At 48.1% G+C, this 17,005-nt stretch carries 15 protein-coding genes; 7 read left to right on the top strand and 8 right to left on the bottom strand.

What is annotated here, in order from left to right; all coding sequences use genetic code 11:
* Positions 1–94: 94 nt before the first annotated feature.
* The 5 genes from AB3R30_RS09045 to AB3R30_RS09025 all read right to left on the bottom strand — a co-directional run bounded on the left by AB3R30_RS09045 (position 95) and on the right by AB3R30_RS09025 (position 7,190).
* Positions 95–1,318 (bottom strand): HhoA/HhoB/HtrA family serine endopeptidase, encoded by a 1,224-nt coding sequence (locus AB3R30_RS09045; protein WP_458648849.1) that lies wholly within the window; start codon positions 1,316–1,318, stop codon positions 95–97.
* Positions 1,319–1,854: 536 nt separating this feature from the next.
* Positions 1,855–3,141, bottom strand: coding sequence for an AAA family ATPase (locus AB3R30_RS09040; protein WP_458648848.1), 1,287 nt, complete (start codon positions 3,139–3,141; stop codon positions 1,855–1,857).
* A 148-nt stretch (positions 3,142–3,289) separates the two neighbouring features.
* Entirely contained in the window at positions 3,290–4,999 is a 1,710-nt protein-coding gene (locus AB3R30_RS09035) for a dipeptide ABC transporter ATP-binding protein (RefSeq protein WP_458648847.1), read from the bottom strand.
* Positions 5,000–5,142: 143 nt separating this feature from the next.
* Positions 5,143–6,387 carry an MlaD family protein gene (locus AB3R30_RS09030; protein ID WP_458648846.1) on the bottom strand — a complete coding sequence of 415 codons (1,245 nt, stop codon included), beginning with the start codon at positions 6,385–6,387 and terminating at the stop codon, positions 5,143–5,145.
* Positions 6,388–6,407: 20 nt separating this feature from the next.
* A complete protein-coding gene (locus tag AB3R30_RS09025; protein ID WP_458648845.1) occupies positions 6,408–7,190 on the bottom strand; it encodes an ABC transporter ATP-binding protein in 783 nt (260 codons plus the stop codon).
* Between the two features lie 234 nt (positions 7,191–7,424).
* Here AB3R30_RS09025 and AB3R30_RS09020 point away from each other — a divergent pair, with 234 nt between their 5' ends.
* The 5 genes from AB3R30_RS09020 to msrA all read left to right on the top strand — a co-directional run bounded on the left by AB3R30_RS09020 (position 7,425) and on the right by msrA (position 12,589).
* The gene (locus tag AB3R30_RS09020; protein ID WP_458648844.1) at positions 7,425–8,756 is read left to right on the top strand and encodes a bifunctional folylpolyglutamate synthase/dihydrofolate synthase; all 1,332 of its coding nucleotides are present in this window, start codon (positions 7,425–7,427) and stop codon (positions 8,754–8,756) included.
* A 307-nt stretch (positions 8,757–9,063) separates the two neighbouring features.
* On the top strand, positions 9,064–10,215 hold the full coding sequence (locus AB3R30_RS09015) for an NAD-dependent epimerase/dehydratase family protein (protein ID WP_458648843.1): 1,152 nt from the start codon (positions 9,064–9,066) through the stop codon (positions 10,213–10,215).
* Positions 10,216–10,220: 5 nt separating this feature from the next.
* The gene (locus tag AB3R30_RS09010) at positions 10,221–10,508 is read left to right on the top strand and encodes a hypothetical protein (RefSeq protein ID WP_458648842.1); all 288 of its coding nucleotides are present in this window, start codon (positions 10,221–10,223) and stop codon (positions 10,506–10,508) included.
* A gap of 30 nt (positions 10,509–10,538) precedes the next feature.
* A complete protein-coding gene (locus AB3R30_RS09005) occupies positions 10,539–11,672 on the top strand; it encodes a glycosyltransferase family 4 protein (RefSeq protein ID WP_458648841.1) in 1,134 nt (377 codons plus the stop codon).
* Between the two features lie 140 nt (positions 11,673–11,812).
* On the top strand, positions 11,813–12,589 hold the full coding sequence (gene msrA, locus AB3R30_RS09000; RefSeq protein WP_458648840.1) for a peptide-methionine (S)-S-oxide reductase MsrA: 777 nt from the start codon (positions 11,813–11,815) through the stop codon (positions 12,587–12,589).
* 86 nt (positions 12,590–12,675) lie between these two features.
* Here msrA and AB3R30_RS08995 read toward each other — a convergent pair whose 3' ends face one another.
* On the bottom strand, positions 12,676–13,713 hold the full coding sequence (locus AB3R30_RS08995) for a Rieske 2Fe-2S domain-containing protein (RefSeq protein WP_458648839.1): 1,038 nt from the start codon (positions 13,711–13,713) through the stop codon (positions 12,676–12,678).
* 131 nt (positions 13,714–13,844) lie between these two features.
* Positions 13,845–14,489, bottom strand: coding sequence for a lipoyl(octanoyl) transferase LipB (gene lipB / locus AB3R30_RS08990; RefSeq protein WP_458648838.1), 645 nt, complete (start codon positions 14,487–14,489; stop codon positions 13,845–13,847).
* Positions 14,490–14,768: 279 nt separating this feature from the next.
* Between lipB and hpf the strand changes: the two genes are divergently transcribed.
* Positions 14,769–15,425: a ribosome hibernation-promoting factor, HPF/YfiA family gene (gene hpf / locus AB3R30_RS08985; RefSeq protein ID WP_458648837.1), complete on the top strand. Its 657-nt coding sequence runs from the start codon at positions 14,769–14,771 to the stop codon at positions 15,423–15,425.
* 139 nt (positions 15,426–15,564) lie between these two features.
* On the opposite strand, the gene AB3R30_RS08980 is transcribed toward hpf, so the two are convergent.
* Positions 15,565–15,777, bottom strand: coding sequence for a DUF350 domain-containing protein (locus tag AB3R30_RS08980; protein ID WP_458648836.1), 213 nt, complete (start codon positions 15,775–15,777; stop codon positions 15,565–15,567).
* Between the two features lie 232 nt (positions 15,778–16,009).
* Here AB3R30_RS08980 and AB3R30_RS08975 point away from each other — a divergent pair, with 232 nt between their 5' ends.
* Positions 16,010–17,002: a hypothetical protein gene (locus tag AB3R30_RS08975; protein ID WP_458648835.1), complete on the top strand. Its 993-nt coding sequence runs from the start codon at positions 16,010–16,012 to the stop codon at positions 17,000–17,002.
* The last annotated feature ends 3 nt before the right edge of the window (positions 17,003–17,005 follow it).

The following is a 17,005-nucleotide window of genomic DNA, read 5'->3' as shown; positions in this document are numbered from 1 at the left end:
GCATGATTGGTTCAGAGGTAGCTGCCGCTCTATTCTCTCCCATCTATCCACCAAAATAAAGTTGACAGCCTACTAGTCCGTTGAGCCTGTTTGACTACTCTCCCAGTTGGGCAGTTTGAGTTGGGAAGATGCCTAAACGGACTGCCAGATTGAGCGATCGCCCGCTGCGTTTCACTTCCATTTGAAGAGTACCGCCAACAGCATTTTTTTCTACTGCTTTCTGTACTTGATCAGAGGTGGCGATCGCGGCACCATTGATTTTTTGGATGATATCGCCTAGTTGCAGTCCACTTCTAGCAGCCGGGGAGTTTCGCATGATGCCGACTACAACTACGCCGCGATCGTCCGAGATTTTCAGGTTTGTTTCAGGATCGCTGTTAATTTGTTGACGCAGGGCAGGAGTCAGCGTTGCCATGCGAATTCCCAAGTAAGCATGATCAACTTTTCCTTTAGCGATCAGTTGCTCAGCAATGTTTTGAGCCGTATTGATTGGAATGGCAAAGCCTAAGCCTTGGGCACCGCCGATAATCGCCGTATTTACCCCAATTACTTCACCGCGCTGGTTGAGCAAAGGACCGCCAGAGTTCCCTGGATTAATCGCCGCATCGGTTTGAATGAAGTTAACGCGCTTATCGGGAACGCGCACCTCAGAACTACTGCGTCCGGTGGCGCTGATGATGCCGACTGTGACCGTGTTATCTAACCCTAGGGGATTGCCGATCGCGATCGCCCACTCACCCGGTCTCAATCGCTCCGAATTTCCCAAAGTCACTGTGGGCAAATTGGTCGCCTCTACCTTAATCACCGCCACATCCGTCAGGGAATCTGCACCCAGCACTCGCCCTTTCAACTCCCGTCCATCTTTCATCGTCACCGTCACCGTGTCAGCACCACTCACCACATGGGCATTGGTCACAATTAACCCATTAGAGCGAATAATGAAACCTGATCCTTGCCCTCGCTCTACCCGATTTGAAGGGGCTGAAGGAATCTGGGAACCAAAAAATTGGCGAAACATGGGGTCGTTAAAGATCGCAGGAGTGCGCCCTCTCACCGTTCGCGATGAATCGATTCGCACAACTGCCGCACCCACCCGCTCCACCGCATTGACCACAAAGTTGGTATCACCGCCTGAAAGAATGCCACTACTACGGCTGGGCACTTGAGCAATTTCCATTGGTTTCGCTGGAGCGATCGCAGCATTAGAAGGGGCTACAGATTGCTGGGCTGATGCGCTAGAAGAAATCGCGCGATCGCCCATGACGGTCATCCCTACTCCAAACAGCGGCAGCGTCAGATAAATAACGGACTTTTTCACAGACTTTTTCCATGAAGTTTTTTGAGATTCAGAGGGGTTAGGTGAAGTGTTCATCGGAGTCCTATTTTGCATAGAATTGAATACTGAGTTAATTCAAACTGTAGCGAAGGAAGATGACGTTTGGGTAACGTTCTCATCACAAAAAGGTGATGATTGTCATCCATTGCTAGACGTAGAAACGCCCTTTTTGCTCCTCACACGGTCTTAATCCAAGTTTCCCTCTCTGTCATTTTAAGTTCATCTCTGAAACACGACATCGACATATCGCTTTGCCAATATAAAACCACAGGTGAATGAACTGCGGTAGACATCAACCTCCATTTCAAAATCAAGAAATTGGTTGCGTTGGCTAGGGTCAATCCTTTTAAGAAAGGGTGCCTTGGGTTTGGTGTCTACCTTTTTATTTGGAGAGGTTTGCCACCCCTAAATTTTTCGTTGATTTATAGATTGCTGTAGGGGCGCGGCATTTGGCAGTCAGTCGCCGCTTGAGTTAGCAAAATGCTGCCCAAATGCCACGCCCTTAATTCACAAGATACCTAAACAAAGCGGTGAGTAAATTCACAGGTCAAATCGATGCGCCCTTTACGCAGCATGGCAGGGTCGAGGCGTTCAGTAGTGTTGCAGGTCATGAGAATCACCAGTTTTTGATCAGATTGCATGCCAATTTCGTCGATGACACTGCGGTAAAGAGTGCCATCGAGCAAGCTAAGAATATGTTCGGTTTTGTTGCTATACTGCGCGACTTCCATTGAGCGATCTTGGGCGAGGTTGTCGGCTTCGTTGATGATTAGACAAATGCGCTCTAGATAGGGGGGCGGCGCGAAGTTTTGGACGGCATCATGATCCAAAATAAAGGTGACGTAGCCCAAGGAAACCAAAATTTCTTTCGCGATCGCCTGCGTCCACACTGTTTTACCCGTGCCCGGTTCTCCGCTCACCAGCACAGCCAATTGATCTTGATCCAAAATTGCTTGCTGCACCACATCGGTAAAGTCTTGAATATCTTTAGGAAAGCTGCGAATCGTGAACTGGGATTGAATCTGTCCCACTCGGCTCTGATACCCACTCAGCATGACTGCCAGTCCATGGGTCACTTTGCGAACCAAGGGTTTTAGATCTCGCGCTAGTAAGGTCAAGCGGCGTTCTTTACCCACATTGTCAATTTGCAGCCACATTTCCGGGTCTTCCCAGTAGCCAAAAGCGGTGTTGATTACGTCAAGCCGTTCCCAGTTGACAAATTGCTCAATCGGAAAGTAAAAGTAGCGATCGAGATAGTGCTGAGTTACGAGGGTGGGTCGTCCTAAAAACTTGAGGATTTTGAGAATGATGATTTCTCTCAGCCGACTGAAGACGTGATCAATCGCGATCGCATCTCGGCTAATCATCGGTTTGATAGGCGTTTCCACACTTAATATATCGGGAAAGCGATGGTCGGGGTAAGGCGGATCAGGCGTGATGTAGTTCCAAAAATCATCCAGGTGATACCGCGCCTCAGTGGAAAACAAATTCATGACATTTGCCCACCAAGCAAACTCATTCCGCCCTGCAATGTTTGCCAAGTTGCTGTTGAGACTAAACCATTTGTGGGCAAGTTCAGGGGTGTCTCGTAGTACCAAATCTGCTAAAAATTTAGGCTCAATCTGTCGGTAGTAAGGTCGCCATCCCGCGCTTAAAAGCCCCTGCGCTTGTGGCTGTCTGGAGTTGTAAGGATCAAAATGATCAAAATAGGTCATAGCGATGATGGTTAAAGCCTGGGGGATGCGGCGACAGAAATAGTACTGACAAAGGATTGAAGCGACCCGCGATCGCAAAAAGACAGACATCCACTCATGATAACCAGTGAATCTGGAAATCGCTCGGTTTTATACTACATTTGTAGCTCAGTGAAATATTAGGGCTGGCAAGCTAACCAGAAGTGACTGTTCAACACTCAACATTCAACACTCAACATTCGACATTCGACATTTCCTCTTAGACCCTGCTTAACAACGGTGCTGCCTGCAACAGGGTTTGGGTATAAAGATGCTGGGGATTAGAGAAAATGTCGTGGGTTTGCCCCAGTTCAACGATTTTTCCGGCTTGCATCACGGCAATGCGATCGCAAAAATAGCGTGCTACCCAAAGATCGTGCGTAATAAATAGATAGGTCAGGTGAAAATCTTGTTTTAATTCCTGCATTAAATCCAACACCTGCGCCTGCACGGTGGCATCCAGCATACTCACGGGTTCGTCGCAAATGACGAGTTGGGGGCGGGTGATCAGGGTGCGGGCGATCGCCACTCGCTGCTGTTGCCCTCCAGAAAGCTCCGATGGATAGCAGGAGTAGTAGGCGGATGCAGGGGTTAATTGCACCCGTTCTAGCATTTCTAATACTGCTTTTTTAGCCGCGATCGGAGTGGCTAATTGATGAATCAGGAGTGGGTCGGCAATGCTTTGTCCAACTGTCATCATTGGGTTAAGACACGCACGCGGATCTTGAAAAATCATTTGCAGATCTCGTCGCTGTCGCTGCATGTCTGCACGAGCCAAGTCGGGCAAATTGCGTCCCAAAAATTCAACCCGTCCAGAGCTAGGACGCACAAGCTGCAAAATCGTGCGGGACAGGGTGCTTTTGCCACAGCCCGATTCGCCGACTAATCCAAGGGTTTCACCGAAATAAATCTCTAGGGTAATGTCGTCTACGGCTTTCAAGGTTTGTTCTCTACCGGAAACTAATCGGGCGAGCAGGGTGGATTCTAAACTGTAGTGTTTTTTGAGATTTTGCAGGCGGAGAAGGGGGGTGGAGGGGGAAATTTTGAGTTTTGAGTTTTGAGTTTTGAATTGTAGAGGGGTGGAGGGGGGAAGGGGTGGAGGGGTGGAAAGAGTTTTGGTCGCTTGCACATGTAGGGCGGCTTGCAGGAGCGATCGCGTGTAGTCGTGCTGGGGATGGGTGAGGACGGATTGGGTGTTGCCTGTTTCGACAAATTTGCCAGTATGCATGACGGCAATGCGATCGCAGTATTCCCCAACTAGCGCTAAATCGTGGGAAATCAGCAGCAGTGCCATCTCTCGTTCACTACATAGGCGCGTTAATTCCTGTAGGATTTGAGCCGATATGGTCACATCTAGGCTGGTGGTAGGTTCATCTGCCACAATCAGCTTGGGATTCAATAACAAGGCTAGGGCGATCGCCACCCGTTGCCGCATTCCGCCGCTGAATTCATGGGGATATTGCGCCCAGCGATTGGCAGGAATTTTTACCGCTTCTAAAACGGCGATCGCCCGATCTTTTGCCTGCGATCGCGATAATCCTGGCTCGTGAGCTTGCAGCGTTTCTACACAGTGATCACCAATGGTCATCAGTGCATCTAACCGCGTCATTGGGTCTTGAAACACGAGCGCTACTGATTCCCCTCGAAAGCGGCGTAAGGCTGAGGGTGCCAGGTCTAATACTGATTGTCCGGCAAACTGAATGCTGCCTTGGGTTACACTTCCCGCTGGCAATAACCGCAGCAATGCCCGTCCCAATGTCGATTTGCCGCACCCTGACTCGCCGACTAATCCCAAGCGATCGCCTGCCCGCAGTTCAAACGAAACTCCATCCACCGACCAAATCGGCTGCGATTGACCCGTCTCTAGTTTCCCGTGCCGCGTGGGATAGGCAATTTTTAGTTGGTCAACCTGGAGTAAGGGCTTAGTCATATCAATAAGTTGGGCTTAGTATGCAGGGTATGGACTGCGGTGTTTTATACCGTTTTGAGTTTTGAATAGTTGGAGTGCGATCTCATTCTGTCTCAACCGCGATCGCACTCCCGCTAAAAAACCAAACCGCGATGGCTTCCATTTTATTCTTGGCTGATGCCTTCTGGGGGCGGTGAAGCAGGGTTATTACTAGGCGGCTTATTAATGTTGTTGGGAGCGGCATTAGCAGGATCAGCGGGTTGGGGAACTGGGGTAGGATGAGTTAGAGAAGCCGAGATCGGGGCGAGAATTTGGGCAGTTTGGGTGTGTTGCTGAAGTTGTTGGGTTGAAGAGACTAAGCCGCTCAATCCATTGACCAGATTTCTTAAGTTACTCCGAAATTTAGGATCTCCGGTTAATTCATCTAAATCAGCGGTAATTTTCTGAGCATTTTGGAAAGTCGCCCTAGCAGAATCCAAGGTTTGTTGCAGCACCAGCAGATTTGCAGGACTATTGAGGGCGTCACTGGCGGATCGTAAATTCGCTGAAGCTTTGGCAGCATTAGTCGAAAGAGTTTCTAAATTTTGAATAAACTCGCCTTGCTCAACCTTCCCTAGTACCGTACCTAGTTTGCCGATGGAAACCCGTAGGTCGCCGCTTGTGGCATTGATGTTGTTTAGGGTGGAAACTAGGGTTGCTCGGTTTGTAGCTAGTAAGCTATTTACCTGAGAGGCAGTTGCACTAAGCTGGTTGGCAGTTTGGGTAATCGCTTGAGCGGAAGAGGACAGATTTTTGAGTTCTGAGCGAGCGTCTTTTGTGAGCATCGTAAACTCACGGCTAAGAGAAGCAATTTCGGCAGCGGCGACCGAGGTATTTTTGACCACCCCGTTAACATTGGCAAAAAACTGGGGATCAGTATACAGGTTGGCAAATCGGATGGTTGCGCGTCCTAGTTCATCAATGCTAAAGCCGGCTTCACCCGACAAACGCGCCTGATCACAGAGAATCAATCCTTGGTTACAATCCTTTGCTAAAGGAGTGATTTTAACGTTAGGAGGAAGTTGGGTTAAGGGAGTGAGTTCGATCGCCGATTGGCTAATTAACCCCGACTGGTTCACTTGAGCAATCACTTGCTTCGGAATGAGAGTCGTTGCGGGAGAGATTTCTGCTTCAACTTCAATTTTGTTGGGCTGAGGACGAATTCCGACAATTTTGCCAATTGTTACCCCGCGATAGCGCACAGGTGCGCCAACCTGTAGCCCGATGGCATTGGCAAATTCAATGAAAATTGTGAAGCTGCGTTTACCAAGCTGGATTCCTTGGAGCCACAAAGCAATCCCAATAAATAATCCAATGCCTGCCAAAATCAGTAAGCCTACTGAACCTTCTCGCACTGTTCGCGATCGCATACGTTGCCCTCACACAATGATTAACCTGCTACCTGAATGGGTCCTTCCACCTTACCGCTAAAAAATTGGCGGATTAAGAGATTGTCCGTTGTATCAATTTCATCAATGCTGCCTTCCCACTGCACTTTTCCGCGATAGAGCATGATAACCCGATCTGCCGTCCGCCGAATGGTGCTGTCTTGGTGAGTCACCATCACATACGTCCCACAGACTCCCTGAGAGTGTTGCAGTTGACGCACCAAATCTTCGATCACCGTAGACGCGATCGGATCAAGCCCTGCCGTGGGTTCATCGTATAACAACACTGCTGGCGTATCTTTGGGATTAGCTGGATTGGACATAATGGCACGGGCAAAGCTAACTCGTTTACGCATTCCACCCGACAACTGTGCCGGATAGCGATCGCCAATGCCAGTTAGCCCAACCATTTCTAGTCGCTGACTCACTAATTTCTGAATTTCTGCATGGGACAAGTTGGAGTGTTCATAGAGCAAAAAACCGACATTTTCATCCACGGTAAGCGAATCAAACAGCGCCGCTTGTTGAAAGACCATGCCAATCCCAATCGGGTCTTCAGCATCTTCGATCAACCCTTGGCGGCGGTGCCCCTGCACCCAAACCTCTCCTTCATCCGGTGCAAGCAGACCCGCCATAATCCTTAGAATTGTTGACTTGCCAGTACCCGACGGACCCACAATTGCCAGTGCTTCCCCTCGATAAATGGTTAAATCAACGGAATCTAATACAATTTGCTCTCCAAATGCTTTGGAGATTCCTTTCAGTTCAATTAACGGTTCAGACATGAGGATATGAACCAAGCCACGCAGTACTTAAATTTGGACTCCTATGAATTTAACCGTCAAAGGCACAATCTGTCAGGTGAATAAATGGAAGCCGACATACTGTATTGCATTTTTTCATTGAAAGAGTAAACAGTTGCCAGACTGCACTCCTGCTGCTTCTCTTTTCTGCATTCTGTACTCCGCACCCTGTAGCCTGTACCCTGGATGCTAGCACCCCTTTATTGACTTAGTACTTTGGCGATCGACGAAATCCTGCAATCCTTTAGCCATTTTGGTGTTCGATTGGGGCTAGATTCCATTCAGCAACTCCTCAAAAATCTTGGCAATCCCCACGAACAAGTTCCCATCATTCATGTGGCAGGCAGCAACGGTAAAGGCTCGGTTTGCGCTTACCTGTCCACCATTTTGACTGAAGCGGGGTATACCGTTGGACGATATACTTCGCCTCACTTGATCGATTGGACAGAACGCATTTGCTTAAATAATCAGGCGATCGCCCCAGAAACGTTGGAATCAATTTTGCAGGAAGTGATTGCCGCGATTCAGCCGGATGATTTGCCACCGACTCAGTTTGAGGTGATCACAGCAGCAGCTTGGCTTTATTTTGCCCAACAGGAAGTGGATGTGGCGGTGATGGAAGTGGGATTGGGCGGACGGTTGGATGCCACTAATGTGTGCGATTATCCCCTAGCTAGCATTATCACCTCGATCAGTCGCGAACACTGGCAACGACTCGGTCCAACGCTGGCGGATATTGCCTGGGAAAAAGCGGGCATTTTGAAACCGGATTGTTCAGCGGTAATCGGACAGGTGCCTAGGGAAGCTGCGTCTGTGATTCATCGACGGGCTTTAGAGTTGGGCTGTGTGGCGACCTATCCTCAGATTGCGCGAGATTTGGGCAATGGTTGGGCTGAATATCAGGGAGTTGAAGAGTATGAGCTAGAGTCAGATTTACAAGACCCTGAAGAGCGGAGCATGGTGCATTTACTGAAGGCAATTCGTTACCCGCTACCGCTCCAAGGTGCGATCCAGCTTCACAATTCGGCACTCGCGATCGCGGCGATTCAACTATTACGAGAGCAGGGCTGGCAAATCTCCGATGACGCGATCGCCCAAGGAATTGCTAACACCCAATGGGCAGGACGCTTACAGTGGGTGACCTGGCAAGGACACAAAATTTTGATCGATGGTGCCCACAATCCTGCTAGCGCTCAGGTGTTGCGAGAGTTTGTGGAGGCTTTGAATCCGCTGCCCTCTACCATTCATTGGGTAATGGGAATGCTTTCCACGAAAGATCATGGGGATGTGTTTCAAGAATTATTGCGATCGCACGACTCGCTTTACCTAGTGCCCGTCCCCGATCACAGCACCGCCACACCCACCGAGCTAGCAGTTTTAGCCAAAAATATTTGCCCCGATTTAGCAGAGTGTCAGACTTTTGCCGACGTAATAGAAGCGCTTGAAACCGCAACCCATCAAGCTGAGACCTCAGATCTTGTCGTTTTGTGCGGCTCCCTCTATTTGTTGGGACACTTTTTCAAAACTGCGAACCCTCTTCAGGCGTGAATGCACAGCCGTCTTAGAAAAGCTGAAAAGAAAAAATATCATACTATTGGACGATATTGGCACTCTAGAGAGAAGACGGGGCAACCAACAGATTGACGATTAAATATATTTCTCTAAAAGCACAGAATTTATCATCAAACTCCTGACCAGAAAGGCATCTGGCGATTTAGCAACTTGTTAAACTGACCAATTGAGATGAATCGGAACAGTCTAGATTTTTTAGTCACAAAGGCATTAACCCAAATTCATAGCTCAGAATGTGCCTAAGTCTGGTAGATTTGGCAGAGTATTCGCAAGCATGTGCAAGATGAAAGTCCTAGTAATTGGTGGCGATGGCTATTGCGGTTGGGCAACCGCGCTCTACCTCAACAAGCGGGGATATGAAGTTGGTATTCTCGATAATTTGGTGCGGCGGCATTGGGATAATGAGCTTTGTGTCGAAACTCTCACCCCGATCGCGCCGATCCAGCACCGTCTCAAGCGCTGGAATGAATTGACTGGCAAAAATATCGACCTATTTATTGGCGATATTACAAACTACGAGTTTTTGAGCAAAACCTTACGGCAGTTTGAACCCGAAGCGATCGTCCATTTTGGCGAACAGCGATCCGCGCCCTTTTCCATGATCGATCGCGAACATGCGGTCATGACTCAGGTGAACAACGTCGTCGGCACGTTGAATATTCTCTATGCCATGAAAGAGGATTTTCCCGATTGTCACCTGGTTAAGCTGGGCACGATGGGCGAATATGGTACGCCCAATATTGATATTGAAGAAGGCTACATCACGATCGAGCATAACGGGCGCAAAGATACATTGCCCTATCCCAAACAACCCGGCAGCATGTATCACCTTAGCAAAGTGCATGATTCTCACAATATCCATTTTGCCTGTCGCATTTGGGGCTTGCGGGCAACCGATTTGAACCAGGGTGTGGTTTACGGCGTGTTGACCGATGAAACCGCCATGGACGATTTGCTAGTCAATCGGTTGGATTACGATGGTGTGTTTGGCACGGCGCTCAACCGTTTTTGCGTTCAAGCAGCGGTCGGGCATCCCCTCACGGTATATGGCAAGGGCGGACAAACTCGCGGCTTCTTGGATATTCGCGACACGGTGCGCTGTGTGGAATTGGCGATCGCCACTCCAGCCGCTCCCGGCGAGTTTCGGGTCTTCAACCAGTTCACTGAGCTATTCAGCGTGGGTGATTTAGCGCGCATGGTGGAAAAAGCAGGCAGCGAGATTGGCTTAAAAGTTGAAGTGAAAAATTTGGAAAATCCTCGGATTGAAAAAGAAGAACACTATTTCAATGCCAAAAACACCAACTTGCTAGATTTAGGCTTGGAGCCTCACTATCTCTCGAATTCGCTGCTCGATTCCCTGTTAAATGTGGCGGTGAAATACAAAACCCGCGTCGATGAATCGCAAATTCTGCCTAAAGTGACCTGGAAACGGTAACCACGATGGGCGCTCGTGTGCTGCTATTGGTATCGACAACGATCGCGCCTAGGATGGGTGCGATCGCGCTTTGTACGTTTTACTTGTTTCCAGAATGGGCAGCGTTAGACAGGAGCTATCACAATTACCAAATGCTGGCAAAATCGGAGGCACCCGTGCGGGAGGTATCCGTTGCTCAAGCGGCTGAAAATCGACATCGAATCAATTGCGTTGCTGAAGGAATTAGAATTTTGCTAGGCGGCATTATGGTATCCATTGGTGTTCATGGTTTCTGTCTCCTCGCTCGACGTTAGCCCTGCCATTTTATTAAAGCGTTCACTTATATGCGTATTGCTTTGTTCACCGAAACTTTCTTGCCCAAAGTTGACGGCATTGTCACCCGCTTACGTCATACCGTGGAGCAGCTACAGCGCATGGGCGATCAGGTGTTAGTGATCTCTCCCGATGGCGGCTTGACGGAATATAAAGGGGCAAAGATTTACGGCGTTTCGGGCTTTGCGATGCCGCTCTATCCAGAGCTAAAGATGGCGCTGCCTCGACCCGCGATCGGGGAGGCGTTGACCCAATTTAAGCCGGATATTATCCATGTGGTCAACCCTGCCGTCTTGGGGTTGGCGGGTATTTTTTATAGCAAGACCCTGAATATTCCGCTGATTGCGTCTTACCATACTCATATTCCAGAGTATCTCCAGCATTATGGGCTGGGAATGCTAGAAGGCTTAGTCTGGGAATTGCTGAAAGCCGGACATAACCAAGCGCGACTGAATCTTTGCACCTCAACGGCAATGATGCAGGCATTGACAGACCATGGGATTGAACGGGTGGATTTATGGCAGCGGGGCGTGGATACGGAAATGTTTCAACCCCATATGGCAAGCCGAGAGATGCGATCGCGCTTATCTCAAGGTCATCCTGATTCTCCGCTTTTACTGTATGTCGGTCGCCTCTCGGCTGAAAAAGAGATTGAACAAATCAAACCTGTTTTAGACTCGATTCCCAATGCACGGTTGGCTCTAGTGGGCGATGGACCCCATCGACAAGCGCTAGAAAAACATTTTGCTGAAACTGCCACTTATTTTGTGGGCTACCTGCAAGGGTTAGACCTTGGTGCTGCGTTTGCCTCTGCGGATGCGTTTGTTTTTCCCTCGCGCACTGAAACTTTGGGCTTAGTACTGCTAGAAGCAATGGCGGCAGGGTGTCCCGTGGTGGCTGCACGATCAGGCGGCATTCCCGACATTGTGGACGATGGAGTCAATGGCTTTTTGTTTGATCCAACCGACGAGCAAGGGGCGATCGCGGCAACTCAACGACTTCTAGCAAATCCTCAAGAACAAGCCACGCTACGCCATAATGCCCGTCGCGAAGCAGAATGCTGGAGTTGGTCAGCCGCCACCCAGCAACTTCACACCTACTATCAAGCGGTGATCGATGCTCAGGTTTACTCTGCCGCAGCTTAACTTAAAAAGCGCTTGGTAGAGAAGCTCTTCTAATTGAAATGACAAATGCAACAAGTCCTCAAAAACGCTGAAGAGTTGCAAATAAGGCGGATTAATCCGTTCAGGAGTGGGCTGCGTATACCAAATATAAGGGTGCTAAAGTGCAGTTTCAATTGCAGCACTCCACCCACTTGCCCATCCAAAATATCAACGCTATGCCAAATTATCGGTTTACTTCCCGTCGCATCCTCCGCAACATTTCCTTAATTGCGCTAATTGCTGTAGCCTTTGCCTACAGTGCCTCTCGTCTGGCGTTTTCGAGTGCTGCTAGAGATCGCCCCGCTGTGATCGCGGCAGGAAAAGCAATTGAGCCTGCGATCGACATTGCAGCTTCCACCGTCCAAGGGGAGCAGACCGCAATTTTTGCCGGAGGCTGTTTTTGGGGAGTAGAAGCTGTTTTTGAGCATCTCAAGGGAGTTTCTGACGTGGTTTCTGGCTTTTCTGGAGGCAATGCAGCCACCGCAAACTACGACACGGTAAGTTCAGGGCAAACAGAACATGCTGAGGCTGTGAAAATCACCTATGATCCCGCGCAGATTTCCTATGGACAACTTCTCAAGGTCTACTTTTTAGTCGCCCATGACCCAACGCAACTGAATCGCCAAGGTCCTGATATAGGAACTCAATATCGTTCAGCGATTTTTGTCAACACTGCTGAGCAAAAGCGAGTTGTTCAGGCTTACATCGCTCAGCTTGATAAAACTAAGATTTTCCGCGCTCCAATTGTGACCCAGTTAGTTCCTACATCTGATTTTTATGCGGCGGAGGAGTATCATCAGAACTTTATCGATCGCAACCCCAGCTATCCCTATGTGGTTATCCACGATCTGCCAAAGCTTGATCAGTTGAAACAGCAGTTTCCAGACTTGCACAAATAAGTCAATAAGCCGCGATCGCACGCATAGAAAAGTCAGCAACAAATTAGCGAAAGTTTTGGCATCAGAAGAATCTTAAGCTGCAAAAATCATGCTGTAAAAGAACGTCCTAAGCCCAAAGCTGCAAGCCGTTTGCGGAATATGATGGAGCTTTTATCCCCTGCAATATGCACTTCCTCAGCCAAACTGATAGGCAAATCCTCTGGCCATTGCTCTTCAACAATATCTCTATCTTCAGCAAACACCTGATGATTAAAGTCGAGCGTGTCTTGCAGTGGCGCATCCTTATCAAAGTTACGACAAATTGGCACAAACACGCGCGTCTTACGGGCTGAGATAGGGGAAGCTGCATTGAGAACATGAAGTTTGCCGTGAGGAAAGAAAACCGTTAACTTAGCTGTAAAAGGAACGTATAACTCAAACAAGCGTCTCCACAGAAAATCAGACGGCGCTAAATGCTTCATTCCATGAGCATAGTTGCTCACAGAACTTACATAATCTGCTCGAAAACCATGTTCAGTTTGCTCGATTAGGTAATCTGGCACTTCTGGATTATCTTGCTCTCCAAAAGATTTGGCATGGATAAAAGCAAAATGGCTAACATCTAAAAAGCCTTCCACTTGTCGCCCTGCTGCTGCATGTAACTCGACAGAATCGGGCAATACCTGAAGGTAATCAGGGTCATTCCACTCGCTCAGATCAGGAAACCCCACAGGTTCGTTGTCTACCAATCGAGTCCATACCAACCCATACTGCTCTACCACAGGATAGGTCTTGAGTTTTAGCCGTGATGGGATTGCTGCTTTGGGCTGAGCCGGAATGCAAACGCACTGGGCATTTTGGTCATATTGCACCCCGTGATAAGGGCAGATGAGGCGATCGTTTTCAATCCAGCCCAAGCTGAGCGGTGCGCCTCGATGCAAGCAGAGATCTTGGGCAACGATGATGGAGCCATTGGAAACTCGATAAATCACCAGTCGCTCATCTAATAAGCGAGTGCCATAAGGCTTCTCAGTTGTAATTTCATGGGAGAACGCCACGGGATACCAGAAGGGTGCTAGTGCTTGCCAGTCAGTTGGACTGAACGTGCAATTGCGCGGTAAAGATACTTCTTGAATCGCCACCATAAACGCTACTCCTGCATATGAACCAGCAGGATAAACACTACAACGAGATGAATTTCTGTTTTGTGTAATCTTGCACAGATACGGCGATGAGGCGATCGCGATCGCCTCATCGCCGCAATTTTAATAGCGCCCTAAGTGAGCCGCACTTGAAAGACAGCAGCAAATGCGATCGCCACTTGTTCTCTCACTCGATCAATCTGAATATCTGGGATAAATTGTGCCATGCTGCCCACTGCTTTATCGGCAATGCCGCAAGGGATGATCTGATCAAACCCGCTTAGATCAGGACATACATTGAGTGCGAAGCCGTGCATTGTAATCCAACGGCTGACTTTAATGCCGATCGCAGCTACTTTGCGATCGCTCACCCAAACTCCCGTCATTCCGGCAATTCGCGTTCCTTCTAGCCCATACACCGCCAACACTTGAATCAGCACCTCTTCCAGTTGGCGCAGATACCAATGCAAATCTTTTTGGTAATAGGTCAAATTCAAAATCGGGTAGCCCACCAACTGACCGGGGCAATGATACGTCACTTCACCACCTCGCTCTATCCACACAAGGTCATGCTCTGTCTGGGCTGAATTAAATTTAAGAAAGCTTGTAGTGGAACCTTGACCTAGGGTATAAATCGGCGGATGTTCTAGCAAAATCAACACATCGTCTAAATCGGGCGAGTTTGGATTTGCTTTGCGTTCTATAACCAGCGATCGCTGCAAATCCCAAGCGGTTTGATAAGGCACAACGCCTAAATTTACGACTCTACAAAGTCTCAATCGATTCTTAACCTGATGCAATAAAGCAGCATTATTTACAGAATTTGAGTAGCTTCAACGGGTAATTCCCCCCCCGATCTCTAACAATGCTCTAAAACGCCAAGAGAATCAAGAGTAATTCTCTGCAAAATTGCATCAATTTAACGCAACAGCAATCAAGAATTATCAAGGCTTGCAAAGCATTCTAAAGCTATCTGTTGGGAAGAATTCAAAGTGCTAGGGTGAAGTTAAGAACCGACTAGGGTTCAGTTAAACCTGTTTTTTAAGGGAGAAAGCTCCATGAAGCTGGTTATTCAAGGCAAAAACATCGAAATCACTGACTCCATTCGTGAGTATGTCAATCAGAAGATTGAGAAAGCAGTTATCCATTTTCAACAAATGATTACTGAAGTAGATGTTCATCTGTCGATCGCTCGTAACCCCCGTATCAACTCAAAGCAGACGGCTGAAGTAACAATTTATGTCAATGGTGCCGTTGTGCGCGCAGAAGAGGGAAGTGAAAGCCTCTATGCCAGTATTGACTTGGTTGCAGATAAGATTGCTCGTCAACTGCGGAAATATAAAGAAAAACGCAACTTTAAACAGCATACAGTGCCGAAAGGAATTGAAGAACTAATCGAGCCGCTAGCGATCGATCCGCCAAATGTGGATGATTTGTTAAAAGATCGCACTCCCGCGCTCCCGCCTGAAGTGATTCGGACGAAGTATTTCGCGATGCCTGCCATGAGTGTACAAGAAGCTATGGAACATCTAGAAATGGTGGATCATGATTTTTATGTATTCCGCAATGAAGAAACGGGTGAGATTAATGTGCTGTATGAGCGCAACCACGGAGGTTTTGGAGTGATTCAACCTCGCAATGGCAATGGGCATACTCACAACGGGAAGGATGGAAATGGGAAGGTTGCCCACCCTCCAAGCTTATCCTCGGTTTAGATCCAATTTAGGATATTTGCTGTTCAAGAGATACCTCTGATAGCTGCACCGTTTAAGTTCTCACGCGATCGCTTCAACGAAACGCGGAGCCACTTAAACGGTTTTTTAAGGCGCTGCTTCTATCACGAGTTCATTGATACTAGGGCGTGAGAAGAACGGAGATGACGATCGCAGTGATCGCCAAAACCACCGACGACATTATCACTCCCGCCGCAAGATTCCCGTTGCGGATTTCTTCGCGATAATCAATCGGATCAAGTTTATCAAACAGGCGTAAGCACCCATAAAAAATCAACACGCTGACCACAGACCACGCTATCGTTTCTCCAAGCTTTTGTAGAAATGGCATCATACAACCACCAACCGTATTTTCTAAGCTAAATTCCCAAGTTGCGTGATTATTATGACACTTGATGTAGAAAGGAATAACCAACCGGAATAAATTAGAGACAAACTGTAGCTATTTGTAGCGATTTGCTGATCAACCTCGGGTCATGGCATATCTTTCAAATATAGTGTTGAATTCTGCTTGGCTAACCAGTAGATTCCAGTTTATTTCGCTTATCGTTATTTGTGATTGACTGATGTCTTCATCTCCTAAGACTCAATACACAGCCCGATTTCTTGACCTTTTTACTTATCTAACCCTGCTTTCAACAGCGGTGATTTTTGCCTGTTTGGTATTCAGCCCGGTTTTTATGCGATCGCTCGCTTCCAAAACCATTCAGGTAAACCCAGATGTGCCAGAGCAGTTACCCCCAATTCAGCTTAAAAAAGAACTCATTGGTGCCCTGAGAATTGATGTTAGTGCGTCTATTCCATCGAATCACTGGGTTACCTACGAAATTCAGCTAAAAGATCAGCAGGGTCGGGTGCTTGCCAGCGGCATCAAACAAGCCTGGAGAGAATCAGGCACTTGGTCAGAAGAAGGAGAAAGCGGCACTTGGACAGAGGATGATTTAGTCGGTGGCTTAGATGTTCGAGCCGTCAAATCAGAACCCGTAACCATTGTGTTAGATGTATTGGAATATTCTGATATTTCTGGAAAAGAGATTGATCAGCCTGTGCCTTTTGAGATCAGCGTCGTCAATGGAGCCGTGGATACTCGCTATCTCTGGACTGGCATGATCGGCACAGCATTTCTAGCATTCCTTGCCCTATTGGTTACGCCTTTTTCGGGCAAGGTAATTATTGATAAATTAATTTGCGACAGTGACCTTAGTGGACGAGGAATTTTAGGAGGAACGAACAATTTAGTTAGGGTGACTGTCAAAATTAAATCGGATGAACACTCGCCGCGATCGCTGACTGTGCTGCTGGTGATCAACGATGGCAATGGTGAACAACTGTATTCCCAAAGGCATCCAGTCACCCTATCATTCGTTAAATCCGAGGGCAAAGTTACTGCTGCCAACGGAAAACTAACCACCTTTTTCGTCTTAGAACCGCGTAGTTCCTATGGCTTCCACGTCGAAGTTACGCCCGATGCCACGGTCGATCGCACTAAGCTCGTCGTCCGCGAACACTGCAAAACGCTGTTTCCCGCTAAAATCACCACTTTAAAGTCAACTCAATAAAAT

The sequence above is a fragment of the Sivoneniella epilithica UHCC 1019 genome (genome assembly GCF_040830845.1).
Lineage (GTDB): Bacteria > Cyanobacteriota > Cyanobacteriia > Leptolyngbyales > Leptolyngbyaceae > ULC077BIN1.
This window is presented reverse-complemented; position numbering and strand designations above follow the sequence as displayed.

Excerpts from the sequence above, each read along its gene's own strand:
- AB3R30_RS09040 (WP_458648848.1), bottom strand. The coding sequence starts at position 3,141 with ATGTCTGTCTTTTTGCGATCGCGGGTCGCTTCAATCCTTTGTCAGTAC.
- AB3R30_RS09035 (WP_458648847.1), bottom strand. The coding sequence starts at position 4,999 with ATGACTAAGCCCTTACTCCAGGTTGACCAACTAAAAATTGCCTATCCC.
- AB3R30_RS09030 (WP_458648846.1), bottom strand. The coding sequence starts at position 6,387 with ATGCGATCGCGAACAGTGCGAGAAGGTTCAGTAGGCTTACTGATTTTG.
- AB3R30_RS09025 (WP_458648845.1), bottom strand. The coding sequence starts at position 7,190 with ATGTCTGAACCGTTAATTGAACTGAAAGGAATCTCCAAAGCATTTGGA.
- AB3R30_RS09015 (WP_458648843.1), top strand. The coding sequence starts at position 9,064 with ATGAAAGTCCTAGTAATTGGTGGCGATGGCTATTGCGGTTGGGCAACC.
- AB3R30_RS09010 (WP_458648842.1), top strand. The coding sequence starts at position 10,221 with ATGGGCGCTCGTGTGCTGCTATTGGTATCGACAACGATCGCGCCTAGG.
- AB3R30_RS09005 (WP_458648841.1), top strand. The coding sequence starts at position 10,539 with ATGCGTATTGCTTTGTTCACCGAAACTTTCTTGCCCAAAGTTGACGGC.
- AB3R30_RS08995 (WP_458648839.1), bottom strand. The coding sequence starts at position 13,713 with ATGGTGGCGATTCAAGAAGTATCTTTACCGCGCAATTGCACGTTCAGT.
- hpf (WP_458648837.1), top strand. The coding sequence starts at position 14,769 with ATGAAGCTGGTTATTCAAGGCAAAAACATCGAAATCACTGACTCCATT.
- AB3R30_RS08980 (WP_458648836.1), bottom strand. The coding sequence starts at position 15,777 with ATGATGCCATTTCTACAAAAGCTTGGAGAAACGATAGCGTGGTCTGTG.
- AB3R30_RS08975 (WP_458648835.1), top strand. The coding sequence starts at position 16,010 with ATGTCTTCATCTCCTAAGACTCAATACACAGCCCGATTTCTTGACCTT.